The 25,534-nt window shown below is 72.2% G+C and carries 12 protein-coding genes; all 12 read right to left on the bottom strand.

Translation table 11 applies throughout. From position 1 onward, the window contains the following. Window position 1: 1 nt before the first annotated feature. Window positions 2-1,246 carry an RICIN domain-containing protein gene (locus ABZ896_RS30875; RefSeq protein WP_360936288.1) on the bottom strand — a complete coding sequence of 415 codons (1,245 nt, stop codon included), beginning with the start codon at window positions 1,244-1,246 and terminating at the stop codon, window positions 2-4. Further along, on the bottom strand, window positions 1,243-2,469 hold the full coding sequence (locus tag ABZ896_RS30870; RefSeq protein ID WP_360936286.1) for an RICIN domain-containing protein: 1,227 nt from the start codon (window positions 2,467-2,469) through the stop codon (window positions 1,243-1,245). Before ABZ896_RS30870 ends, ABZ896_RS30875 begins: the two co-directional genes overlap by 4 nt. Then, window positions 2,466-3,209, bottom strand: a complete 744-nt coding sequence (locus ABZ896_RS30865; protein WP_360936284.1) for a type VII secretion system-associated protein — start codon at window positions 3,207-3,209, stop codon at window positions 2,466-2,468. Before ABZ896_RS30865 ends, ABZ896_RS30870 begins: the two co-directional genes overlap by 4 nt. Then, a complete protein-coding gene (locus ABZ896_RS30860; RefSeq protein ID WP_360936282.1) occupies window positions 3,206-18,448 on the bottom strand; it encodes a hypothetical protein in 15,243 nt (5,080 codons plus the stop codon). The genes ABZ896_RS30865 and ABZ896_RS30860 overlap by 4 nt, the downstream gene beginning before the upstream one ends. 7 nt (window positions 18,449-18,455) lie before the next feature. Continuing rightward, entirely contained in the window at window positions 18,456-18,800 is a 345-nt protein-coding gene (locus ABZ896_RS30855) for a hypothetical protein (RefSeq protein ID WP_360936280.1), read from the bottom strand. Further along, window positions 18,793-19,263: a YbaB/EbfC family nucleoid-associated protein gene (locus ABZ896_RS30850; protein ID WP_360936278.1), complete on the bottom strand. Its 471-nt coding sequence runs from the start codon at window positions 19,261-19,263 to the stop codon at window positions 18,793-18,795. Before ABZ896_RS30850 ends, ABZ896_RS30855 begins: the two co-directional genes overlap by 8 nt. Then, on the bottom strand, window positions 19,260-21,863 hold the full coding sequence (locus ABZ896_RS30845; RefSeq protein WP_360936276.1) for an AAWKG family protein: 2,604 nt from the start codon (window positions 21,861-21,863) through the stop codon (window positions 19,260-19,262). The genes ABZ896_RS30850 and ABZ896_RS30845 overlap by 4 nt, the downstream gene beginning before the upstream one ends. Further along, a complete protein-coding gene (locus ABZ896_RS30840; RefSeq protein ID WP_360936274.1) occupies window positions 21,863-22,345 on the bottom strand; it encodes a type VII secretion system-associated protein in 483 nt (160 codons plus the stop codon). Before ABZ896_RS30840 ends, ABZ896_RS30845 begins: the two co-directional genes overlap by 1 nt. A gap of 18 nt (window positions 22,346-22,363) precedes the next feature. Beyond that, on the bottom strand, window positions 22,364-22,684 hold the full coding sequence (locus tag ABZ896_RS30835; RefSeq protein ID WP_360936272.1) for a WXG100 family type VII secretion target: 321 nt from the start codon (window positions 22,682-22,684) through the stop codon (window positions 22,364-22,366). Between the two features lie 44 nt (window positions 22,685-22,728). Beyond that, window positions 22,729-23,064: a hypothetical protein gene (locus tag ABZ896_RS30830; RefSeq protein ID WP_360936270.1), complete on the bottom strand. Its 336-nt coding sequence runs from the start codon at window positions 23,062-23,064 to the stop codon at window positions 22,729-22,731. Between the two features lie 121 nt (window positions 23,065-23,185). Then, on the bottom strand, window positions 23,186-24,655 hold the full coding sequence (gene eccB / locus ABZ896_RS30825; protein ID WP_360936268.1) for a type VII secretion protein EccB: 1,470 nt from the start codon (window positions 24,653-24,655) through the stop codon (window positions 23,186-23,188). 15 nt (window positions 24,656-24,670) lie between these two features. Beyond that, window positions 24,671-25,534, bottom strand: an 864-nt coding sequence (gene eccD / locus ABZ896_RS30820) for a type VII secretion integral membrane protein EccD (protein WP_360936266.1), incomplete at its 5' end; no start/stop codon positions are given.

Here is a 25,534-nt window from a genome sequence, read left to right as displayed (position 1 = left end):
GTCAGGCCTTGCCCCACTTCTGGTTGCCGTTGCCGGTGCACGACCACAGTTGGAGCGGGGTGCCGTTGGCCGTCAGCTTGTCCTTGACGTCCACGCACTTGTCGGCCTTGACGCTCACCAGATCGTGCGAGGAGTTCAGACGGAACTGCTGGGCCTGGTTGCCGCTGCAGTTCGCCAGCTGAATCACCGCGCCGTTCGCGGTCGAACCCCAGGCCACATCCATGCACTTGCCCATCGAGCGGACCGTGCCGTCCGACATGAACTTCCACTGCTGCCAGGACGCCCCGGTGCAGTCCCAGATCTGGAGATGCGTGCCGTCCTTGGCGGAGCCGCCGGTCACGTCGACGCAGCGGCCCGAGGCGTAGCCGCGGATCGCTACGGCGGTGACCGTGGGGGTGGTCGTGGTCGTCGTCGTGCTGCTCTTGCCGGTGCCGGAACTCGTGCCGGAACTCGTGCTGGACGAGCCGGAGTTCGACTTCGTACCCGAACCGGTCGCGGACTGGCCGGACTTCTGCGTCGAGGACTGCTTTCCCCCGCCGGACGTCCCACCGCCCGAGCCGCCGCCCGTGGTGGCAGAACCGCCGCCGGCCGTGCCGGGGTTCGCGACGGCACCCGAACCGCCCTTGCCCTGCTCGCCGTTGGTGTTGCGGCCGGGCGAGGCGTGGCTGCCGGGGGAGGGACTTGCCGTGCCGAAGACCCCGGGGACCTCCTGGTCGGCAGGGCCGCCGAGGACCGTGTCGGCGAGGGTGTCGGTGCGGGCGGCGCGGTGCTCCTCGCCGCCGCTGCCGGTGTTGACGAGGAAGGGGACGGCGATGAGCACGGCACCGGCCATGGCGGCGCCCGCGAGGAGGGCCTTGCGGGGGCGGGCGGGGTCGGTCTCGGCGGTGGTGGAGTCGGGGTGTTCTTCCTCGTCGGGGAGGGTGTCGGTGTCGGCTTCCGTGTCTGTGTCGGTAGCCGTGCCCACGTCGGCGGACGCGTGGGTCTCGGACGCGGGGGCGGGCTCGGTCTCGGGTTCGGTTTCGGTGTCCGGGGCGGCGGAAGGTCGTACCGCCGCCTCCGGCTCGGGCGCCGCTTGTGCCGCTTCTGCCGTTGCGGTGGCCGGCGACGCGGCCGTCCCGGGGTGCCGGGTCTGTGTGCTCTCGGCCTCCGACTCCGCGTCGGTTCCGGCCTGGGTCGCCGTCGCGGTCGCCGTCGGTTCGGGGGTAGCGGCCGTCATCGTGTCCTTCTGTCTCGGGTCGGTGGTCATGCCGTGCTCCACTTCTGGTTGTCCGCGCCGGTGCAGGACCAGAGCTGGAGCCGGGCGCCGTTGCCGGTGGCCACGTCCTTGACGTCGACGCACTTGTCGGCCTGGACGTTGACCAGGTCGTGGGCTGCGTTGAGGCGGAACTGCTGGGCACCGGTGCCGTTGCAGGAGACCAGCTGGACACGGGCCCCGTCGTCGCGGGAACCACCGTCGACGTCCATGCACATGCCCAGGGCGCGGACCGTGCCGTCGGAGGCGAACCGCCAGCTCTGCCGGGCCGCGCCCGAGCAGTCCCAGATCTGCAGCGGGGTGCGCTCGGCGGTGCCGCCGCCGGTGACGTCGACGCAACGACCGGACCCGTGGCCGCGGATGCGGACGCCGGTGGGGGCGGGGGCCTTGGCCGTGGAGGCGGGGTCCGCCTGCTGGTCGGCCGCGGTCTGCGTGGCGCGGCTGTCGGGTGAGGGGGAGTCCTTGTCCTGTTCCTTCTGGTCCACGGTCCGTCCGGTGACCTCGTTCGCGGACGCGCGGGCGGAGGGGGAGCCGTCGGTGGGGGAGGCGGTCCCGAAGGTGCCGACCGCGTCGCCGGTCCAGTGGTCGCCGAGGACGGTGTCTCCGGTGCCGTCCGCCCCCGTGGACTTCCGGTCGCCGTCGCCGACGTCCAACAGGAGGAACGGTACGGCGATCAGGAGCGCTCCCAGGAGGGCGGCACCGGCGAGGAGGGCTTTGCGGGGACGGCCGGGAGTGGCGGGGACGGGCCGGGGGGTGGCTGTCGTGCCGGTGGCGGACCAGGTGCCGGCGTGTGGGACCGCCGTGGAGCCGGGAGCGGCGGCCGGCCGGCTCGCGCGTCGGGGCGAGGGCCTCGGGCTCACGTGGTGCGGGGCGGGTGCCCGGTCCGGTTCCCCGGCAGTGAGCGCGGCGAACTCCGCTGCGGCCGCGGACATCCGGGGCAGGGACTCGGTGTCGTCCCCGGTCGCGTCGGCGGGGTCGGGCGCTGCGGAGGACTCGGCCCGCGACCCGCCGGCGACGACCGCGGCGGCGGCTTCGGCGATCGCCGACGGGCCCTTCTGGCGGCGGGGGAGGGACAGCGACGGTGGCTGGGAGGGACGGGTCGTATCCGGCGGGGTGGATTCCGGCGGAGTGGACTGCGGCTGGGTGGCTTCCGGTAGGAGCGGCTCGGTCTCGGTCGGTGAGGTCTCGGCTGTCGGCTCCTCGGGTGAGGTGGTCACGAGGTCTCCCCCTTGCCCCGGGAGCCGCCGGATCCCGGTGCGGCGAGGGCTTCCGCGGCACCGGAGACCAGGGACATGGTGGGCGCCCTGGGGGTGTCGTCCGCGTCGGCCGGCTCGGGCACGGTGGGGTCTTCGACAGGGTCGGACGCCTCGGGCGCGCCGTCCGGCGCTGCCTCCAGCAGTTCCCGAGCCGTCACCACCAGACAGGCCGGTCCCGCCGGGTTGACCGTGAGGGTCAGGCCGTAGGCGGCCAGCACGGTGGCGGGGAGGGTGTCGTGGGTGAGCGAGATGGTGAAGGGCTGATGGGCGGGTGAGGTGAAGACCGGGAGCGTGGGGGTGCCGTCCGGGGAGGTCAGGGGCTGGGGGTCGCCGTCGGTGTTGCGCAGGAAGGTGACCTCCGCCCCGGCCAGGGCGAGGAGCGCCTCCGAGACCGGGGCGTATCCCGTGACCGCCGCCTGGACGGCCGCGTCCACCGGATCCGTCGGATCGGGCCAGCCGAGGGAGGCGGGGGAGGGCCGGTACTCCTCGTTGGGCTGCCACTCCTCGACCTCGCCCGAGACCCCGGACCGCCACTCGCCGACCACGGCCCAGTGCGGCGGTGGTCCCTCGCCCCGCCAGCCGGGGTCGACGACACCGAGCCAGTGGTCGGGGGCGAGCCGGGCCGCCTCCCGGACGTCCTCCGGCAAGGGCGGTATGTTCGGCGGGAGTTGCGACGCCCGCCCTTCCTCGCTGCTCTTCACGTACTGCTCCTGCTGGGTTCCGCGTCGTCGTGGTCGTGGGATGCGTCGGCTACGGGTGGTCGGGGTGTCTGTACCAGGTGCGCCGGGATCACCGGGATGTCGGGGCGTGGCGCCGGTCCCGGCGAGGGCGTGTAGTGGACCAGGCGGGCGTTGTCGTTCTCGGGGCGGAAGCGGATCAGGGGTTCGCCGTCCGGGCCGTGCGACGCCACGATCTTGCTGAACACGCCCTCGCTGAACGGCGATCGGGGCGCCCGCCAGTACAGATGCGCGCCGTGCATGACCGCCATGTCGTTGTGGGTCATCGCCTCGACGGTGGAGTCGTATGCCGGCGTGTCCAGACGTCCGCCTCCCGGGGTCGCCAGGTCGAAGATGTCGTGGTCGCCCGTGATGGCCTTGAAGGAGCCGTCCGACGAGTCGTCCGCGCGGCCCAGGACCAGGCCGTCCCGGACCCGGAAACGACCCGCCTCCTCCAACGCCCGCATGGTATCGGCCAGTTGCTCGAACTCGCGCTGCCGTTGCGTATACCGGTCCGTCACCTGCTCCCAGGCCGTGTCGTCGGTGTCGGCGGCGGTGCGGTCCAGGAGGGTGGGGCTGAAGTAGCCGACCAGGCCGACGTTCTGCGGGTCGGCGCCCAGCCGCACGTCCAGGTTGTTGATCGTCTTGGCCTTGATCTCCTGAGGCTTCGGCAGCATGCCCGCGTCCAGCCACTTCGCGGCCGTCGGGTTGGTGGGGCGCACGTCGATCACGAGACCCCGTTCGCGGGCCATCCGCCGGAACTTGCCGAAGTTCTTCTCGGGCATCCCGTACTCCCGCCGCGCCGTCGCCGGCGTGACCGCCGGACCGAGGCGGTGGCCGATCCGCTGGAAGAGCCTCGCCAAGTCCTCCTTGCCGAGGTCGAGTTCGGCGACGGTGAGCGGCTCGTCCGGGATGAGCGCCCACGAGGTGCTCGCGCTGGTGCCCACCGTGAGCCCCTGCGCGTCGGCGCGACCGACCTTCAGGGACTGGAACGCCGGGTCGTCCGCGCTGATCCCGGCCGGTGGGCGGGGCCGCGCCAGCAGGAACTCCCCGCCCCGCTGGTACAGGGTGACCGCACGGCCGTCGGATGCGCGCCCGGCCGGCGGGAAGGACCGGGCCGAGCCGTCCTCGGCGACGATCGTGACCGTGCTCCCCGTGGCGTCGGCCGCCATCCGGGCGGCGGTCCCGGTGGTCGCGCCGTCCCAGCGCCGCGCCGCGCTCAACTGGGCGCGGATCAGGCTCTCCTCCTGCTCCGCGGTGAGGCCGACGTCGTCCGGGACGCGGCCCGCCGTGGCGTGGAAGCGGACCCGGGGCCGTCCGTCGTGGCCCAGGGTCTCCCCGGCGTCCGCGAGTTCCCGCGCCGTGAACGGCGCCGTACGGTCGAGGACCGCGCTCGACGGGAGCGGCCCGTTCCAGGCGCCGGTGACCCGCGTGTCGTGACCGGCCAGCGCGGCCCAGAAGTTGTTGCCGTCACCGGCCGGTTCGACCAGGTCGTGGACCGTGCCGTCCGGGGCGGTGAGCGTGCCGGTGCCCGCGTCCGGGTCGCGACGCCAGCCGGTGGAACCGGGGCGGGCGGTCCAGGGCGCGACGGCGTGGGCGGGACGGGTGGGTCCTGCATGAGGTGACGGTCGTCGGGTCTCCGAGGCCGGGGCGGGGGCGGGGGCGGGCAGTGGAGGCCGGTCCGTCCACGGCCCGGCACCACCCGTGTACTGCGGTATCGCCAGCCGGTAGTGACGGTCCTTCAGATGCAGTACGACCCGGTCGGCGCCGTCCGCCTCCCCTGCCGTCGGCGTGAAGTCCTGGAACCCTCCGTCCTCCCGTACGACCGTCACCGTGACCCCGAAGTGCCGTGCGGCCAGGGCCGGGAGGAGGTCGGCGGCGCCGTGGTCCCACCCGGCGTTCGCGTCGGACGTGCCGGGGCGGCGGATCTGGGCGGCGGCCAGGGCCTGGCGCCGGGGTGTCGGCAGGGTGCCGTACAGGGGGAACCGGCCCTTCGTGTCGCGCAGTTCGCGGGACTCCGGGGTGCCCGTGCCGAAGTCGGCCCCGGCGGCGTCGAGTTCGGCGTCGGTGAAGGTGTCGTGGCGGTCGGGGACGGTGAGGTCGAGCAGGTCCTGGTGGCTGTCGGACTCCAGGGCGGTGGCCAGGTCACCACGCAGTGCTGTGACGAGGTCGGTGCGGCCGGTCAGGGGGATGCCGGCGGGCAGTCCGGCGGCCGTACGGTGCAGGCCTTCGGCGAGCGCGTGGAAGAAGCCGTCGCCGTCCTCCGGTACGTCGAGGAGGGTGTGCCGGGTGCCGGAGGGGGAGGTGAGCGTGCCGTCCGTGGACTCGGTGTAGCGGGGTGGCGTGGCCTTCTCGGTCGGCGCGGGCGCGTCGTGAACGGGCGCGGGGGGTTCTTCGACTCCGTGTCGCTTCTCTGGCCCGCCTTGTGAGCCGGCCCCGGCCCCGGTGTCCTGCGCAGGCAACCGGTGCCACCGCGTCAGCCGGTCCGTCGCCGCCCGTACCCCGTGGAACGTCTTCGCCGCCTCCTCGGCCGCCGTCAGCCGGTCCGCCAGGCCGTCCGACAGCGCCCGCTGCTCCTTCTCCACGGCGCGCAGCCGGTCCTCCGCCTCCGCCACGGCGGCCCGCAGCGGAGCCAGCACCTCGGGATCCACGACCGTCTCGGCGACGGCCTCCGCAAAACCCCCTGCGGCGGTGGCTCCGCCGGTCTCCGAGTCCCCGCCCGCCGTGACCGCCGCCTCGGCCTCCGCGAGCCCGCGCCGAGCCTCCGCCGCCTCCCGCGCCACGGCATCCCGCCGCTCCCGAACCTCGCCCAACTCCCGCCGGGTGGCCCAGTACGCCTTGTCCGCGTCAACCCAAGCGGTACTCGCGGCGGAGACCTTCGACCACGCGTCGGACACCTTCGCCGGGAAACTCGCCTCGCCGATCAGCCCGAGCCGCCGAGCCTCGTCCTCGCGCACCCACGCAAGCACCTGCCCCCGCGTCTCCACGGCCTGCGGCCCCGGCCGCACCCGCCCGAAGGGACCAAGTGCCCTGCCGAACAAGGCCCCCACGGCGCTGTCCTTCACGTCGTGCTCGACCTCGGCGACCCCCAGCCAGTCCGTCGGGATCGCGAACAGGAACGAACGCCCGGTCTTCGGCTTGACGTTGGACTGGACGCCGTCAGCCCCGGCTGCCTTCGCCGTATCGGTGTCCCCCGCGTTCCCCAGCGTGCCCGTGCCCCCGGGAACCACGCTGCTCGCCGCCCCCGCGGTCACCGCGGCCTGCCCGCCGAGCGCCGAGTCCTGGGCCTCGCCGCGGCCCACCGACACCTCCGACGCGTCGGTCTCCCGCTCGGCGCTCTCCATCGTGCTCTCCGGAGCCACCGTCAACAGCGTGGCGCCGCTGAGGTCGGGCCGGGCGTACAGCCGGAACTCCCCGTGCGCACCGGCCACCGACGGATCCACCAGACCGGCCACCTGATGCCCACCCGGCGTCAACGCGTCGCCGAAGAAGGCGGCCAGGGAGGCGTCCCCGGTACCGCCGTCGAGGGCGAGCGACGAGGCGCTGCCGGGGCTGGTCAGCGGGGTGCGGCGGGCAGCCGTACGGGCGCTCGCCAGCGCGTCGCCGGACAGCCGGCCGGAACCGGCGGCGGCCCCCACCCCGTACGCCTTGGCCACCGCCACCTCGGCGGCGGTGTGCACGGTGTCCCGGCCGACGAGCCGCCGCACCTGGAACCCGTTCGAGGGCAGAGTGAACCCCGCCCCGTCCGCCCGCCACCTGTCGACCGCCTCGGGTGTCACCGTGCCCCGGTCCCAGACGGTGACCTCCGGAGTGCCGGGGGCCAGGTCCGGGGGCGCGAGGGGATCGACAGCGGGAACAGCCGGGGCCGCCCCCATGGGCGTGGTCAGACTCAACGGCACCTGCTCCCGCAGCCGTCCGACGTCCTCCACGCTCTCCACCCGACGCCCGTCGTCGAGCGTCAGCGTCAACCGCATCCGATACGGCGTCACGAACTCCGCGTGCGGCTCGTTCGGATAGAAGACGTACGACTTCCAGCGCGCCGTGGACCGAGCGGTGCCGGTCGTCCGGTCCACCGACCCGGACGTCGTGACCGTCGGCCCGGACGCGGGCGCTCCGCCCGCCCCCGTGCGGATGCCCTCGCCGACCGCGAGTCCCCCGCCCCAGCCGCTCCCCGCCACCGCACTGTTCTCCACGGTCTCGGCGGCGACCCGGGTGTCCTGGAAGGTCGTACTGTGATCGAGGCCGTCGAACTCCTCGACCCCCTCGATCAGTTCGACCTTCAGCGAGCCGGTGCGCCCGCCGAAGTGGACCTTCCCGAGGTTGAGCCGTCCGACCCGGGCCGGCGCGGTGGCCCCCGCGGCGGACGTCATCCGGTCCCGCAGCGCGCGCACGGCCCGCGGGGTGACCAGGGACCGGACCCGCGCACGGCTCGCGTCGTCCGCGTTCAGTGCGCGGAGTCGGGCGTCGAAGTCGGCCAGCACCGCCGTCGTGTCCAGGGAGTTGACCGGGTACGAGCCGAAGGGGTTCGCGCGCAGCCAGTTGGGCCGGGACCACTTCTGCGCGGTGTACCGGGGGACCTCGCCCAGCTTGTCCCCCAGCAGGCCCAGCCGGTGCGCGGCCTTCTCCGGCAGATGACCCAACCAGTCCGAGGCGAAGGTCAGTTGCCTGCCGACCCAGCCGCCGCGGAAGCGGGCCAGGACGTCGTACGCCGGGGAGAGGACGCCGTCGGTGCGTGAGGAGGCGACGACGTCGTGGCGGGTGTCGCCGGACACCAGGACCTTGAAGTTCTCGTCGTCCCGGTCGATTTCGGAGGTCACGGTCCGGGTGACGGTGTGGGTGGTGCCGCGCATCCGGCCCCAGCGGCCGAGGAAGCCGTACGACCCCGCCAGTGATGGCCCGACGGGGTGCGAGGCACCGTATCCGCCGCCGCCCGTGACGGTGAAGGACGTGCTCGTGGTGACCGCCCCGGAGGACTGGGTGTCGCTGCCCAGGGTCTGCTCGGTCTCCACCTTGACCGGCTTGGAGACGACGACCGGGCGGACGACCCGGGTGCGGTGCACGAGGTCCCCGAGCCGGTTGATGTAGGGGCCCTTGCCGAACAGGCCGCCGACGAGGGAGCCGCCCGGCCCCGAAGTCTGGTCGAACTCGGCCGCCAGGTACTGGGGTTGGAAGGGGCGCACCATCGCATCGTGCGCCGGGGAACCATGGCGGGCGAAGTGCCAGGAACCGCGGGACGCGGCGCCCATGACCTGCTCGACGGCCTCGCCGAGTTCCCTGTGCCCGCCGACGCTCACTGTCTGGTAGGGATGGTCGCCGAACGGATCCTCGTGCGGGGCCCGCCCGTTGGCGATCTCGGCGGCCTCCTGCCCCGCCAACTCCGTGATCACCGGGTCTGCCGGGGCCGGCAGTGCGTCAGAGGACCTCGGCGTGTGCTCGTCCGGCACCGACAGCAGCACCCGCCCTCGTACCGCGCCGGTCGTCGCCCGCCCGCCGATCAGGTCGGTCTCCGTCTCCCCGCGCACGAACAGCCCGGTGCCGAGCAGCCCGAAGGAGGGCAGCCCGCGCCACAGGTTGCGCGGGCGCCAGTAGCCGCCGCTCTTCGCCGTCAACTCCAGCCGGTAGCTGTGCAGATGGGAGGGGAGCGCGCTGACCGCGAGTCCTTCGTGCGACGCCGTGGAGCCGTATCCCGTCTTGCGGCCCTTGCCCCAGGCCCAGCGGGGTCCGACGGTGAGGGTGCCGAGGTTCTTCGGGGTGCCGGTCTGGTCCCGGTCCTTGTCGCGGATGGCGAGGCCCGCGTCGAAGCCGGTCTCCAGGGTGCGGGTCCCGCTCCGCGAACCGTCGAGGCGTTCGGTGCCGGGTGAACTGCCGCGCAGGATCAGGTCGTTCTGCGTGCCCTCGTAACGGCGGTCGCTCAGCCGGCCGTCGATCCAGAGATGGCGGTGCGAGCGGCCGAAGCGGCCGGAGCCGGTGAGGGTGATCCGCAGGCCGGTGGTGACGATCGCCTCCAGGCCGCCCGCCACGCTGTGGTGGGACAGGGAGTCGATGACGGCGAGGGTGTTGGCGAGGGCGATCCGGTAGCGGTCGGGGTCGCTCCACCGCCCGGTCCGGGCCGTCAACTCGTCGAGCGGGGCGATGAGATCGGGATGGCGGTCGGCGGCGGTCCGGATCACCTGGTCGGTGAACTCCTGGAGCAGCGTGGGGGATCCGCCCCGGGTGAAGGTCTCGGGGCGGGCCATGCCGAGGACCGCCGGGTTGTCGGCGGTGAGATAGACGGGCGGCTGCGGCGCGTTGTCGTGCTCCTTGCGCAGGGTCGTGCCGTCGTTCCAGCCCGCGAGCCGCCGCGCCTCGGTGCGGGTCATCCGGTCCAGGCTCCACGTCTCGAACGGTGTGGCGTCCGCGTCGCCGGTCCGCCGGACCCAGACGGTCTTGCGCACCTTGTAGAGCTCCGTCGGCACCTTCTTCGCCCGGCCGACGATCTTCCGGCCGCCCGAACCGCCGAAGACCTGCCCGGAGGTGACACCGCGCGCGTACCGGCCGACGGCGGCGAACATCAGCCGGGGAGCGGCGAGTCCGCCGGTCGTGAGGTCGGCGCTCGGGCCGAGGGCGGCGCTCACCTCGAAGCCGTACGACTTCGACAGGCCGCGTTCGTTCTTCACGGTCTGCTGGACGGCGTTGCGCAGTTCGGCGGCCTCGGTCTCGCTCAGCAGCTCGGCCCGGCCCGGGACCACCTTCTCCACGACGAAGGCGCCGAGCGGCGAACGCGAGCGGTCCTCGCCGACGAGCGCGCGGGTGGGGACCCTGCCGTGGGCCAGGCGGTCGGCCATGCGGTGGAAGGTCTCGGTGCTGAAGAAACCGGAGATCTCCTGATGGGCCGAACTTCCGGGCCGCGCACCGGTCTTGGCCAGGGCCCATGTGCGGATCGCGTCGACCGGGCCGTAGCCCTCGGTGTGCACCAGGCGGTAGTCGCTCGCCGGGCCCAGGGCGAGGGTGCGCGGCACCGGGCCCGGTTCGCCGGGCCTGGTCTCGCCGTCCGGGAGGCGCAGGGACAGGCCGCCTCGGACACCGAAGGTGAAGTGGCCCTCGCCGGTGGCGAATCCGCGCGGCAACCGGTCCTTGCGGTCGGCGGTCGGGGCGCCCTCGAAGGAGACCTCGTACTGCACGTCGTCCAGGTGCAGATGGGAGCCGTCGAGCCGGCGGGTCTCCACCTGGCTGAGGGTCTGGTCCTGGAGCGCGTAGTCGTACGACCGCCCGTAGCCGACCGCGCCACCGACCCTGCCGTACGCCACCGGACCGGCCGGGGGCCCGATCGGGAGCGCGCCCGCGAGCTTCTTGGTCTGGGTCACGGTCCTGCTCGGACCCGACGTGACCTGGCTGCGGTGCCCGGCGTCCACCTTGACCGGTTGGCCGTGCGCGTCGGTGAACCGTTCCCACGCCCCGTGCGGGCGGGTCCGCACCCGCATCACCCTGGCCCGGCCGCGGGAGTCGGTGAACGGCGGCGACAGCCAGCCGTCCCCGTGGAAGGCCTGCGGGGTGGCGCGCAGCGCCCGGTCCAGGCGGGCCCGCACGTCCTCGGGGAGCGCGGCCCGGTCGCCGATCTCCCGCACCACCTGGTCGGTGCCCCGCAGACGGGGCCTGCTGTGGCCGTACGTCCCGTCGTCGAGGTGGGCGGGGAGGGTGCTGCCGTCGGTGAAGGCGACGATGCCCTCGGCGGGCGGCGGGGGCAGGAGGGAGCGGTCCAGGCGGGGCGGACGGTGGGTGTCCAGCTCCGCCTCGATGTCGGCGAACGGGTCGGCGGGGCCCGGGGGTTCGGCGTCTCGTCTGCGTGGCGGCGGGGGTGTCTCCAGGCGGGCGGCACGGAGGGCGGTGAGGGTGTCGGGGGTGAGGCGGCGGAGCGTGTCGAGGGTGCGGTCCGTGGTGTCGGGGGCCTGGGCGCGGAGGAAGGTGACGAGGTCGGTGAGGTCCTGGGGAGGTACGGAGTCGTCGTGGTCGGCCAGGGGGGTGGTGGTCTCGGTCTCGGCCGAACCCCGGGGCCCCTCGGTCTCCTCGCCGCCGCCCTCCGCGGGAGCCAGCGCCGAGTAGTGGTCGCGCCCGTTGTAGAGGACGTGGACGGTCCGGGCGCCGCCCGGGTTGTACTCCTGGTCCGGGACGCCGTCGGTGCGGACGACCACGAGCCGTATGCCGAGGGCCTGCGCGACCAGGCCGGGGGCGTGGTCGAAGAAGGGCGTGTTCCACAGGTTCACGTCCCGGATGGCCTTGGCGGCCAGATCGCCTGCCCCGCGCCCGCGTACGGTGGCCGGCTGCGGCCGGGTCCCGGCCCACCTCGGGTAGGCCTCGGCCAGGAGCGCGTTCCAGGCACTCTCGGCCTCCTGGCCGTCCTGGTCCAGCAGCGCCCGGAGCTGCGGCCGGAGGATCGCGCGTCGAGCCTCGTCCGTCAGCCGGTTTCGTCGGGCTGCCGGGGCGTCCGCCGGGTCGGGGCGGTAGCCGGGCAGCAGGGCCCGTACCGCCGCCAAGGGCAGGTCGGCGAGGACGGCGTGGTCGGCGGTGGCGGTACGGCGGCGCAGCTCCGCCCGGTACATGTCGGGGATGAGCCGTTCATCGATGGCCGTAAGTTCCCGCGCGGACAGGGTGGGCAGTGGGCCGCCGAGGATCCGGCGCAGCGTGGCGGTGTCGAGGTCGCGGGTCAGCTCGTCGAGGGCGTCGGACTCGTTGAGCACCGTGTGCTCGGCCGTGCCGGTGAACCCGTCCGCCGCCCGGTCCCGCAGATCCCGCACGCTCGCGCCGACCGGCGGCGCCGTCGGGTCCTGGAGCCGGGCGCTGTCCAGCAGTGACTGGAAGAAGCAGTCGCCGTTGCCGATGACGGCCGACTCGGTGAAGCGCGGGTCGCCGCTGGTGTACACGGTGTTGCCGATGCCCTCGGTGAGCGCCCCGTGGGCGGGGGTCTCGGCGGTCGTCGTCGGGGCGGGGCCCAGGAGTTCGCCGGTGATCCTGACGACGTCCTCGGGGGCGAAGCCCCTCACCGCCGACTCCTTCACCGGTTTGTCCGCCTCCCGGTTGTTGGTCTTGCCCAGCACCCACTTGGGGTGCTTGAAGTCGTCCATCAGGTTCTTGAGTTCGGCCGCCTGCACGGGATCGTCGGGCTTCCTGCCGTACTCCTTCTCCTTCCGCTCCAACTCGCGCAGCTTCTCGACGGCGAACTGGCCGGAGAGGGTGGGCGGACGGTCGATGACGAGGCGCTCGTAGCCGGTCTTCAGCGTGGCCTTGGCCTTGGGATTGCCGGAGTTCCACTTGGCCATGCGAGGGCCCCCGAAACTGTCCTTCTCCTCCAGGTAGGTGACCTTGTGCCCGGACAGGGCCATCGCTTCGAGGTTGCCGCTGCGGAAGCCGAGGTGCTTGAGGTCGCCCCCGCTGCGCCGATTCAGGTACTCGAAGAGCCGCATCTGGCCGGCGCGGTCGCCGCCGCCCCAAGTGGCCACGCCCGCCTCGTCGTTCCAGAAGTCGGTGAGGTCGTGCACCTCCAGACCGGCCCGTCTCTGCTTGTCGGCCATCTCCGGATAGTGGTCGGGGCGCTGGGAGTTGACCTTGGCATCGCCCGTGATGATGACCAGCGGACCGGGATCCTCGTCCTTCGTACGCTCCCTGATGCCGTCGAGGAGCTGCCTCATACCGGCGTAGCTGGTGTCGTGCTCGACGTGGACGTCGCCGCGCTTGCCGCTGAAGCGGGACCACAGGACGATCACCTTGCGTCCGGGGTCGACGGTGACGCCCTTGGTGGCCAGCCAGGCGGCGACCTTGGCCTGGTCCTCCTCGGTGAAGCGGTCGTCGTCCAGACGCCAGCCCTCGCGGACCTTCGCCCGCACCTCCGGGGCGAAGTGGTCGGTGACCCACTCCGTGCCCCCGCCCACGCCGAGGACGAGGGACCTGAGCTTGCTGTTCGACAGCTCCTTGTCGCCCAGGGCCTCGGCGTTGAGCCGGTTGAAGATCCGCAGGGCGTGCGCGTCACCGTCGGACTCGGGCGTGACGACCTCTTCGTGGATACGGTCGTCGGAGATACCGCCGGCCCGGTAGAACGCGGCGATGTCGGCGCTGCGGTCGCGCGGGTTCGCGGGGTCCCTCGCGACGACGACATGCAGGTTCTCGTCGGCCATCAGGTAGGCGGCGATGCCGAACTGGTCGCCGGTCGCGTACCCCGGGTGGTGCAGGACCTTCGTCAGGTGGAGATCGGGCTCCGCCTTCCTGGCGAGGCGGGCGGCCTTGTCCGCCTTGGATTCCTTGGGCGGCTTGGAGCCGCTCGCCCTGGACCTGCCGCTCTCGCCCTTCCCGCTCTCCCACAGGGGGTCCCGGGTCCTGCCCTGGTCCGCGCCGGCCGCCGGGGGGTGCTGCGGGCGCCCTCCGGTTCCGATTCCGCCCGGTACGACGAGCTGCTCGACCGTCGTACCCGAGGCCGCAGTGTCGGCGGCGGTGAGGACCGCGCGGTACTGCTCCGGGGTGGGCGTGGCCGTGTCGGGCAGGCGAAACGCCTTCCGGGTGATCTCGGTGAGGAGTTCCGGGGTCATCCGGCCGCCGTGGTAGGTATCGTCGGCTCTGTCCTCCCACCGCAGCCGCTCCAACGCGCCGAGTCCCCGCAGCAGTTCGGGATCGGTGTCGGTGCCGTGGCCGGTGGTGCCGCGCAGGGTGCGGACGAACTGGAGGGTGTGGTTGGCCGCCCAGGGGCTCAGGTCACCGTCGCCCTCGTGCTGGCCGGCGGCGCGGGCCAGTTCGGTCAGGCCGGCACCGGACGGCTCGGGCCGGAAGAGCACCCACCGCCCCGGGACGACCTCGCCGGTCTCCGACTCGACGTCCAGGATCGGCCGTACCTGCCCCGAACCGTCCAGTGCCGTACCGACCTTGGTGGTGGGCGCGTACACCGGGCGGCCGGTCACGTTGGCGACGTGCTGGGCGACCGACAGGCCGCCGTGGGTGGGGGCGGCGCCGGTGGAGCAGGAGTAGAGGACGATGGGCTCGCCGTCCGGGCCGAGACCACCCCAGCGGATCATGTAGCGGCCCAGCTCCCGGCCGCTGACGGTGACCGCGTGGACGCCGTCCTTGTCGGGCTTGCCGTCCTTGTAGGGCTGGTCCAGGGCGAGTTCGACCTTGGTCGGCCTGCCGTGCGCGGCGAAGAAGGACACCTTCTTGTTCCGCCAGGGCATGTCCTTGGGATCACCGACCAGTACCTGGCGTTGCGGGACGTGGTCCGAGTAGTCGGTCGAGGTGGTCACCGTCGGGTAGCGACGCTGCCGGCGGGTCCAGTCGGCGGGGGAGAACGAGGCCTGGCCCCCGCTTCCGCCGAGGCCGTAGCTCTGTACGGCGCTGTCCGGTATGTCACCCGTGGCCAGCGTCCGGAGCCTGTCGGCGTCGGTGACGGGGCGGGTGACCAGACGGGTGGGGGCCGGGGGCGGGTCGCCGACCAGGTACTGGGCGATCCTGTCGACGTCCTCCTTGACGAAACCCTTGTTCGCGGGGTCCCTCTCGGGCTTGTCGGCGTCCCGCGCGTTCTTCTTGCCGAGCACCCACAGCGGGTGCTTGAACTCATCGGCCAGCTGGTTCAGTTCGGTCTTCTGGTCCGGGGTCGGGGAGTTGCCGTACTCCTTCTTCTTCCCTTCCCAGACGGCCTGGGCGCCGACGGCGATCTGACCGGAGAGGGTGGGAGGCCGGGTGATCTCGATGCGTTCGTAGCCGGTCTTCACGGCGGACGTGGAGTTGACCTCGTGCCACTTGGCCATACGGTCGCCGCCGATGCTGCCGGGCTCCTCCAGATAGCGGACCTTGTGTCCGGAGAGGGCCATGGCCTCGAGGTTGCCGCTGCGGAAGCCGAGGTGTTTGAGCTCGCCGCCGCTCTGCCGGTTCAGGTACTCGTAGAGGCGCATCTGTCCGGTGCGGGTGTCGCCGCCCCAAGTGGCCACACCGGCCCGGTCGTTCCAGAAGTCGGTGAGGTCGTGAACGTCCAGGCCCTTCTCCCAGTGCCGGCCGGCCAGGTCCGGATAGTGGTCCCGGCGCTCGGGGTTGACCTTGGCGTCGCCCGCGATGATGACGACGGGGCCCGGCGGATCGTCCTTCGTGCGCTCCCGGATCTCGGTGAGGAGCTGGTTCATGCCGGTATAGCTGGTGTCGTGCTCGACGTGGATGTCACCGCGTTTCCCACTGAAGCGGGACCACAGCACGATCACCTTGCGGCCGGGCTCGACGGTGACGCCCTTGGCGGCCAGCCAGGCGGCGACCTTGTCCTGGTCCTCCTGGGAGAAGTGGGCGTCGTCCAGGTGCCAGCCGGCCCGCACCCTGTCCCGTACGGTTTGGCTGAAGTTCTCGCCGATCCAGGTGGTTCCGGAGCCCACCGGGATGCTGAGGGTGTTGAGCTTGCCCTTGCTGAGGCCGTCGAAGCCCTTGGCACCGTGGTTGATCGCCTTGACGATGTCCTCGGACCGCTGCTTGGCCGACCTGGTCTGCGGGCCCTGCTGGAAGTGGATGCGCTCGGGGTCGATGCCGCTCGCCGTGTAGAAGTCGACGATCTCCTGGCCCTTGTCCCGGTGGTCCGTACCGGGTGCGGCGCTGTCCACCAGGACGTGGAGGTCCGGGTCGCCGTGCAGGGCGGCGGCGATGCCGAACTGGTCGCCGGTGGCGTAGCCGGGGTGCGTGATGACCCTCTTGAAGGCGGCGCCCTGGGGCGGGGTCGAAGAGGACGACTCGCCGTTCTGCGGGGGCTTCGGGCCCGCCTTGCCGCCCTTACCGCTCCTGCCCCCGCTGTTCCCGTTGCCGAGCAGCGCGTCCACCGTCGTGGAACTCAGGGTGCGGAGGCTGTCCAGGGTGCGTTCCTCGACACCGAGGCCCTCCTGGCCACGCAGACGGGTGATCAGTGCCTCGGCACGGCTGTTGCTGGTGGTCGCCGGGCGTACGAAGGTCTCGGGGGCGGGTGCCTCCGGGGTGCGCACGGGTTGCGGTACGCGCTCGGGGGCGTTCTCGATCGCGGAGTAGTGGTCGGTGCCGTTGTAGTGGAGGTAGACCGGGCTGCCCGCACCGGAGTTGAGGGGTGAGTCCCAGGTGTTCCCGTCCCGGCGCTCCACGACGGTGACGTTCAGGTCGAGCGCGTGGGCCACCTCCGAGGGCGCGTAGTCGAAGAACGGCGTCGCCCACAGGTCGGTGCTGCGGAGGGAGTCGGTGACCAGGTCGCCGAGTGGGCGGTCCCGGAAGTCGCCCAGGCTGGGCCGCAGTTGCGCCCAGCGCGGGTACCGCGTCTCCAGCAGCCGGGTCCAGAGCCGTTCCGCCCGCTCGGGGTCGTTCCCGGTCAGGGCTTCCCGGAGCTGGGCGCGCATCGCGGGGGCCTGGAACTGGCCGGTCAGCCGATCGCGCTCGGCGCGCGACGCCTTGCTGATGTTCGGCTGGTAGTCGGACAGGAGGGCGCGGACCGTGGCCTGGTTCAGGTCCGCGAGGACGCTCCGGTCGGCGGGATCGGCGCGCCTGCGCAGTTCCTGGCGGTAGAGGTTGTCGCGCAGCTGGTTGGCGACCGACTCGTTCTGCTCGGGGGACAGCCGCGGCGGTGGCGTGCCCAGGACCGTCGACAACGCGTCCCTGTCGAGGTCCTGGACCAGCACGTCCAGAGCGTTCCGCTCGTTCAACTCCTGGTACCGCGCGGACCCTTCGAACCGGTCCGCCGCGTGCTGCCGCAGCTGCGGCACGTCCATCGCGGCCAGCGGCGAGTTGTGGCCCTGGTGGTGCAGACCGGCGAGGAGCGAGGTGAAGAAGCAGTCGCCGTTGCCGACGACGTCCAGGACACGGAGCTCCTCGCTGTGCCCCGGGAACGGGACGGTCTGGGTGACGGCGCGGTGCTGGGCGGCGACGGGGGAGGGGGTGACCGGGGTGGCGGTGACCGGCGTGGTGGTGACGGGAGTTGAGGGTGCGGGTTTGTCCGAGGTGGTGGTGACCGGGGTGCGGTTCGCGGTGTCGCTCTCCTCGTCCCGGCTGGTCGTCGGTGTGTTCCTGGACAGGTGCGAGGAGGTGCCCGGCGCGCTCGACGACGTACCCGAGGAGATCGGCGCGGGAGTACCGGACTGCCCCTCCTGGCCCGAGCCTTCGCTCTCGCTGAGGACATCGCGGACCGGTGTCTCCTTGGCACTCCCCGTCTTCACGGACGACGAGTCCAGCGCCCGTACGTCGTTCACCGCGCCGTCGACATCCATGTGGATGTTGAACTGCGACCCGAACTTCGCCACCCCGGCGAACACCGCGCCCATGAACAGCGCACTCCCGGCCGCCCCCAGGAACGTGTCCCCGCTGAACGCCCAACTCCCGGTGAACAGGCCGACGGTGACGAACTCGCCGAAGGTCTCGGCGGCCCCTTCGGTGACCGCGTCCCCGATGTCGTCGCCGATGCCGTCCCGGTCGCGGGTGTTGTTGTGCCCAGGCGACGGCAGCTCCGACCCCCGCCCCCGGTCCACCTTCGGCAGCACGTCCTCGTCGAACTTCTTGAACACCGTGTCGTCGAGATGAGTGCGCCGGAAGAAGTTCTTCAGCTTGTCGGTGATCCCCTCGAACGCCCCGTGGAACATCCCTGTGATCCCGCCGAACACGGCGTCCTGGACGATCTGCGACCAGTCGAACCCGTTCGGCCGCCGCCCGTCCGGCCCGAACGTGATCAGCGCCAGCCGCACCGCGAAGGTGGTGAACGCCTCGTCGAACGCCTCGCTCAGGCTCGGCATCAGATGCGTGCGCTTCGCGAGGGTGTCGAGGATCGTCAGGATGGTGACCCGGCTCTGCGCCCGCGCCACCGCCGCCTTCCCGGCCGTCGCACCGCCGCTGAAGATCGACATCACCAGGATCACGGCGAGTTCGATGAGCAGCCGGACGATCTCGGCGATGATCTGCCACTTCGCCTCGATGATGTTGATGGACGTCTCGACCCGCCCCCGGGCGACGACGTCCAACTCGTCGGCGAACTCCTTGAGATAGTTCCGGCCGCCGTCGTCGACGAACATGTTCATCGCGCGGACGTACCGGGTGGCGACCTGGGGCGGCAGCGAGCGGCCGACCTCGATCACCGACTCCTCGATCAGCTCGGACAGCCGGGTGAGCTGCTTGCCGAGACGGTCGTAGGGCTCGTGGCTCTGATATGCCTTGTCCTCGTCCGCCTGGAGCATCCGCTCGCCGATGAGCAGGAGCAGCAGGTTGTTGACCTCGGGCGAGACGTGGATGGCCATGGACGGATCAGTGCCTTCCGGGGCCGTTCGCGGCGGAGTCGCGGATCGCGTCCAGGACGCCGCTCTGGGTGCCGACGATGTTCCGCAGGTTGGCGTGGGTGCCGTCGGCGACGCCCACGACGGCGTCGGTGATGGCCTGGCCGGTGTCCGTCACCGACGTGCGCTCGGACTTCTCCTGCGGCTTGACCTCGCGCGCGAAGTCGTCGTCCTGGCCGGGCCAGTCCCGCGTCGCGTTCACGGCGGACGTGAAGTCGCGGACCATCTCCTGGGCCAGCGAGCTGATCGCGTCGACCTGCCGCACCCCGGCCTGGATCCGCCCGGGGTCGGCGAAGTAGGCGTTGCCGTCAGCCATGGTGGTGCTCCTCCTCGGGATCCTCGGTGATCTCGTCACCGATGTCGTCGCGCCGCCGGCGCCCGGAGTCGCGGCTCGGACCGTCCTCCAGGACGCCCGAGCCGAAGATCCTCGCCCAGTCGACATCGACCCCGGTCAGCTCGGGCACGCCCGCGCTGGGCCGGGTGAACGGCTCGAAGGCGTCCATGACCTGACGGGCCATCAGCCCGCGTGCCTCGACCGCTGCCTCAAGCACGCTCGCCGCGAGCTGTCCGGCCGCCATGGTCCGGTACCGGTCCTCCAGGAACCGCAGCCCGGTCAACTCGCCCTGCGGGCCCACGGTGACCTCGACACTGCGGTCCTTCGACCGCGACGTCACCGACGCCCCGGCGAGTTCGGCCTCCGTGCGGGCCACCGCCGCCCGGGTGGCGTCCAGTTCGGCCATCGCCTCGGCGAGCCGCTGCTCGTAGGCGGAACCGCTCACCGTCCGATCACCGAGGGAGCCCCGCCTTCCTCCGCGCCCCACACGTCCTCGTCGTCCTCGTCGGCGAGCCAGCTGGCCCGCTCCTCGGCCCCGGAACTCTCGGTCCTACGACCGTCCCGGCGCCCCTCGTCGGCCTGCGGGGTGAACGGGGAGGCCGCCGAACTGGTGCTGACCCGGGCCCTCCTGGCCGTCGTGCCCTCTTCCTCGTCGTCCGCCGTGCCCCGGTTCTTCCCGGCGCGGCGCGAACGCCCGCCCAGGGGACCGCCGTTGCCCGGTTCGCTGAGGACGTTGCGGACCCGCTCCCCGTTGCCGGACTGGCCGCCGGCCGCGCCCGGGGCGCCGCCGCCCATACCGCCCATCGGCATCATCGGCATGCCGTTCGAGGCCTCGGAGGAGTCGGCGGAACCGGTCCGGGCGCCCAGCGCGCCGGATGTGTACGGCGAGTCGTCGTACCCGTCGAAGGCCGAACCGAGGTTCGTCGACCCCGTCGTCCCGCTGCCGAGTCCGCCGATGCCGGTGACACCGTTCAGGCTCTTGAGGCTGTCGAGCCCGTCGAGGCCCAGCCCGGAGGCCAGCGAAGTGCCGTTGCCCGAGCCGGAGTTCAGGGAGGACAGCTGGTCGAGCCCGCTGAGGTTGCTGTTGAGGCTGCCGAGGTTGTGGTTCAGGTCGTCGAAGTCGTGGAGGTCGAGACCGTCGCCGAGGTTCGTGTTCAGGCTGCCCAGGCCGCTGCCCAGGTTGGTGGTGGTGACGTTGCCGTCGGGATCGGTCGTGGTCGCCTCGCCGGTGGCCGGGTCGACCGTGGTGACCGTGCCGTCCGGGTACGTGGTGGTGAGGGTGCCGTCCGGGTTGAGGGTGGTGACGCTGCCGTCCGGGTTGGTGACGCTCTCGCCGGACCTGAGGTCGGTGGTGGTGGACCTGCCGTCCTTGGTCGTGGTGGTGACCTTGCCGGTGGTGGGGTCGAAGATGCTGACCGAGCCGTCCGGGTAGGTCGTGGTGAGCGTGCCGTCCGGATTGAGCCGGGTGGTGCCGCCGCCCGGGTTGGACAGGCTGCTGCCCAGCCCCGAGCCCAGGTTGAGGTTGCTGCCGAGGCCCGTGTTGAGGTCGCTCAGGTTGCCGAGCCCCGCGCCCAGGTTGGAGGTGAGGTTGTTCAGCCCGGCGCCGAGGTTGGTGGTCAGGTTGTTGAGGCCGTCGCCCAGGCCGTTCCCGATGCCGTCGAGGCCGTCGCCGATGCCGGTGAGGTTGTTGCCCAGGTTGGTGAGGCTGTTGCCGATCCCGTCGTTGAGGTTGTTGAGCGCCTCGTTGAGGTTGCGGCCGATGTCGTCGGTGTTCGAGCCCGAACCGTGGTCGTTGTCGCCGTCCTGGCCGCCGCGGTACTGGTCGGTCAGCGAGTTCGTGTCCTTGGTGTCCAGTGTCTCCTCAAGCGGGTCGAGGGCGTCGATCCAGGCGTTGTTGAGATCGGACAGCGCCTGCTTGGCGACCGGGACCAGGTCGCGTTCGACGAACGACGTCCAGCGCCTGACCGCCGCCTCGCCGATCTTCTTCCAGTTGTTGAGATCGTTGAGGTTGCCGTACTCCGGGTGGGTCTGGGTGAACGCGGCGTCCGACGAGTAGTACGTCCCTCCGTCGCCGGAGTGCTCCTCGATGTGGAAGACGTTGTTGGTGATCACCCAGGCGGAGAGGTCGTCGAGGATCTTCATCACCGAGCGGTGCGGGTCGTGCTCGCCCGCGTTCGCCCACGTGGTCCACGCGGTGCGCAGCACGACGGTCTGGGTCCACAGGTCCTTCTGGGCCTTGGCCAGGGCGTCGGCGTACGGGGAGGCGGGGGTGTAGTAGTCGAGCGTGGTGTTCTGCGCGTGGTACGCGGTGCCGCCCATCTGGTCCACGAACGAGTCGTAGTTCTTGCGGAGTTGGTGGACCAGGTCGCGGAAGATCCCGGCCGCCTCCCCCTGCCAGGCACTGTCGTCGCCGCCGAGGGAGTCCTCCCACAGCTTGAGCACCGCGGCCTGGTCGGCGAAGAACTTCTTGGCGCGGTCGAAGGACTGGGCGGTGTCCTGGAAGGACTTCAGCTTCACCGCGTCCTTGTCGAGCACACTCGCGCCGCTGTAGTCGAACCCCTGGGTGCTGTGGGAACTGTCCGCGGCCAGCAGGTCCAGGGCCAGCTTCGCGCCCGCGACGTACTGGCCGACCGGGGAGCTGTCCCACTCGTCGCCCCCGCTGCCGCGGAACGGCGAACCGCCCACCAGCTCGCCGTTGTCCCACAGCCGGGCCCGGCGGTTGTCGTCCAGCGGGACGCCGATGAACACGATGTGCGCCTTGCGCAGGCTGAAGGCGTCGCCGTTGTGGTCCGCGCCGTCCTTGTTGTCGTCCGTCCCCACCCAGGTGAGGATGTAGTCGTCGCCGCTCGCGACATGCCAGCCCGTGATGGCCGTGTAGTCGTTCTGGTTCAGGATCCGCACGCCCTCGGAGCGGATGTCCATGCGGAAGAGGGGGATGCCCTCCTTGCTCTTCAGCTTGTCGAAGAGGGTCGCGCGGCTGGGCATGGGGTAGCCGGTGAACAGGGTCACCGCCTGTCCCCAGTAGTCGTCGGGATCGTAGGGCATCAGTCGTCCTCGTCGTCACCGGAGCCGGAACCGCTGTCGTCCCCGGGGTCCTCGCTCATGCCGTCGTCGACGTCGGAGAAGACGTCGAGGAACTTCTCCGCGCCGATCGAATGCAGGCTGCTGCCCTGCGAGTTGAGTAGCGTGCGGATCGTCTCCCGGATGTCGCTGTCGATGTCGTCGAACAGGTCGGCGTGGTGCTCGAAGATCGTGTCCACGCCCTTGGCGGCCCTGGTCACCGCGGTGATCAGCGCCTTGCCGTGCAGTGAGTCGTCGGCGCCCATCAGGCCGATCGCCAGCGCCTGGTTCTGCCCGAGCGTGTCGGGGGTGGTCGCCCCCTCCACGATGCTGCGCAGCGCCCGGATCCCGCCGGTGTCCGCGGTGCTGTCCTTGCGGATCGCCTTGAGCTCGGCGATGAAGTCGGCGAGGTCGTTGTCCGCGAAGAGGGTGAGCGCGGGGCCGTCGAGACGCGTGAGGTCCGCCATGGTGTCCGTCGCTCCCGGCTAGCGGCCGATGCCGACTTCGGACCACATCTGCGACAACTGGTTCTCGCTGTACCGGTAGTCGTCGGAGATGTTCGTCAGCAGCGCGGCGTGCGAGGTGAGCATCTTCTCCATCGCCTCGACGGCCCCGTTCCAGGCGTTCTGCTTCTCGGTGTACGCGGTGTTGTCATCGCCGTACCAGGTCTTCTGCAACTCGTTGAGCTCGGCGTTCAGGGAGGCCAGGGTGTTGGCGATCGCCCTGGTCTGCTGGACCATGTCGTCGGCCGCGTTGTTCATGTGGTTGTAGTCGACGTAGATCTGGCCGTCGGTCAGGTCGGACACGGCAACCTCTCTCTGTTCTCGGTGGGTGGTGGGCGGCGGGGAGTTCAGCCGGCGAGCTGGTTGAAGGCGGCCTGGGAGGCGCTGTAGGCCTGGTTGATGGCCTCGTTGGAGGAGCCCTGGGACTTGTTGTGCTGGGCGAGGCTCGCGTTGAGGGCCTCGACCATGCTGTTCAGGTTGCGCAGGATGATGTCGCACTGCTGGTCCCACGCCTGGAGCAGCGCGCCGAACTGGCCGCCGTCGCTGCCCTGGTAGCCCGACGACAGGGTGGCGCGGGTGTTGTCGACGTCCTGGCGGGACTTGAGGATGCCGCTGAACGCCGACTCCAGTGCCTGGATGCCGTTGCGCGTCGCCTGTTCGCTTGACTGCTGGCCGCCTGCCATGGGGACCTCCGGGTCCGAGTACGGGAACGGGTCGGGGCCTCCGCAGACCTGGGGGATGGCGCGGAGGCCCCTCATCCCGTACTACGGAGCCGGTGGGGCGCCGGGTTCTCGTGAGGCCGGATCAGTTTTCGCTGAGGACCGGGGAGTTGCAGGCCGGGCCCGTCGTGCGCGGCGGGTTCGCCCCGGACGCCGCCGAGGGGTCCAGGTCCGGGCCGGTCGGCAGCATCGACAACAGCGGTGCCGGCAGCGGCCGTACGGTCGCGTCCGAGTGTCCGAGCGCCTCCAGGGCCGTCTTCGAGGGCACGCGGTACTTCACCCCGTTGTCGGCGACCAGATACGTCGTGTCTCCCACGACGGTTCCGTCCGCGCCCAACGCCCGTACCAGGGCGCCGTGTCCGGGCCGGACGACCACGCCGTCCACGCGCAGACAGGCGGGCCTGACCTGGTCGGTGGGGGCCGCCGTGACCGGGCCCAGGTCGGTGACCGGGACCAGCGCCGAGGCGACCCGGGTGCCGTTGGCGGCGGGCTCCACGCGGGCGCAGGCCGCCTGCCGTTCCGGCACCGCCGTGGCCCGGGGCGGGGTGGCGGGCAGACCGTCGGTGCCGGGGGAGCGGCCCTCGGCACCGGGCGCGAGATGCTGCTTGAGGGTGTCGGCGCCCAGGTCGGCGGCGGTCGGCGAAGCGCCGCCGTACGCCTTCTCGCGGATCGCGGGGTCGCCGAGGGCGAGGGCGGCGCCGGTGGCGGTGAGAGGGACCAAACCCTCTTTCCCGAGCTGGTAGTAGGGGCGTTCGGTGGAGCCGGGCACGCTCACCCGGAAGACCTGGCCGACCTTGCTCGCGCCGGAGCCGAGGGCCGGTCCGGTGGCGCCCAGGTCCGGTACGTCGGGCGAGGTGAGGTCGGGGCCCTCGACCAGGGCGTCCAGGAAGGCCGCGGACACCGGGCGCGGGGTGACGGTGCCGTAGCCGAGGGAGACGGCCGCGCCGGACTTCTCGTCGAGGCGGAGCCTGCTGCCCTGCCACACCAGGTAGACGGCGCTGTCGGGGCCCTTGACCACCACGCCGTCCCCGGGGCCGATGCCCTCGGCCGCGGTCGGGCCGCCCGCGATCAGCGCGGTGACCGCGCCGCCGTCCTCGTCGAGCGCCGAACACACCTGCCAGGCACCGGAGTCGAGGCTGCCCGGCAGGGCGTCCGGGGCACCCGGGATGCCCACCGCAGCGCCGACCGGGGTGTCGCCGAGGGAGGCCGTGGAGACGTCCTCGGCCTTCAGGTCCTTGCCGCCGATCAGCCGCGCCGAGGCGTAGTTGCGCACCGGGCGCAGCCGGCCGTCGTAGTAGAGGTAGCGGGCGCCGGTCTCCCGGTTGACGACGAGCGTCCCCGAGGTACGCCAGGAGTCGTCGCCGCCGGGGGAGATGAGGCCGTAGACCACGGCCCCGGCCGCCACCAGCACGGCGACGACGATCCCGGTCACCGCACCCCGGGTGGTCCGCCCGAGCGGGCTCTCCGGGGCGTCCGGGTCGGCGAGGAGCATCCCGGAGGTGAGCCGGTTCATGACGAAGGCGTGTGCCTGGACCTGGTCGCGCTTGGACTGCATGGTGTCGTCCCCCGCTCAGCCGCTGATCGCCCGGAGCGCGCCGAACACCCCGAGCGTCCACAGGGTCAACGGCAGGACGGCGATGGCGAGTCCGGAGTGCAGCAGCTCCGCCGCGCGGCCCCAGTACGGCAGCATGCGGCGGCCGGGGACCGTCCAGGACGCGATGGCCAGGACGGCGGCCAGGGCCAGCAACGCGGCCAGCAGCAAAGGCCTGTTGTCCGGGCCGGCCGCATCGGCGGCGGTGACGGTCAGCAGGCCCGAGCCGAGCGCGCCCGGCAGGACCAGGGCCATCCGCTGCGGGACGTTCACCATGCCCCGGCCGTGCAGCAGCAGGAGCAGCGACAGCACCCCGGTGGTCAGCGCCTCCGGCAGGCCGGGCCGCAGCGCCAGCGCTGCCAGACAGCCCGCGCCGACCGTGCCCGACGCGCCGTACAGGGCGGTCATCCAGCCGCTCGCCAGCTCGGTGCGGGTGGCCACGTCCCGGCCCTGGTAGGGCTCGATGCCCTCCTGGAGCTGCTGGGCACTGCCCGGCAGGGCGGGCATCCGCATGCCGGCGAGGCGGAAGGAGAGGGCGGGGACGAAGCCGCCGATCAGCACCACCACGGCGGCGAGGCCCGCGGCCGTACCGTCGACGGACAGGCCGAATACGCCGATCGCCGCTCCGGCGAGCGCCGCGCAGACCCACACCAGGGCGGTGCCCAGGAACAGGGGTGCCGCGACGGCGGCCACGGCGAGGGCGAGGACCGCGCCGCCCGCGCCCGCCGCCCCGGCCGCCAACAGCCGTGAGCCGAAGACCTCTTGACCCTGGGGTCCGCTCAACGCGCCCCCGGGCAGCAGGAATCCGGCCAGCGCCAGGAACGGGCCCGCCAAGAAGCCACA

The organism is Streptomyces sp. NPDC047072 (assembly GCF_040643855.1).
GTDB lineage: Bacteria > Actinomycetota > Actinomycetes > Streptomycetales > Streptomycetaceae > Streptomyces.
This window is presented reverse-complemented; position numbering and strand designations above follow the sequence as displayed.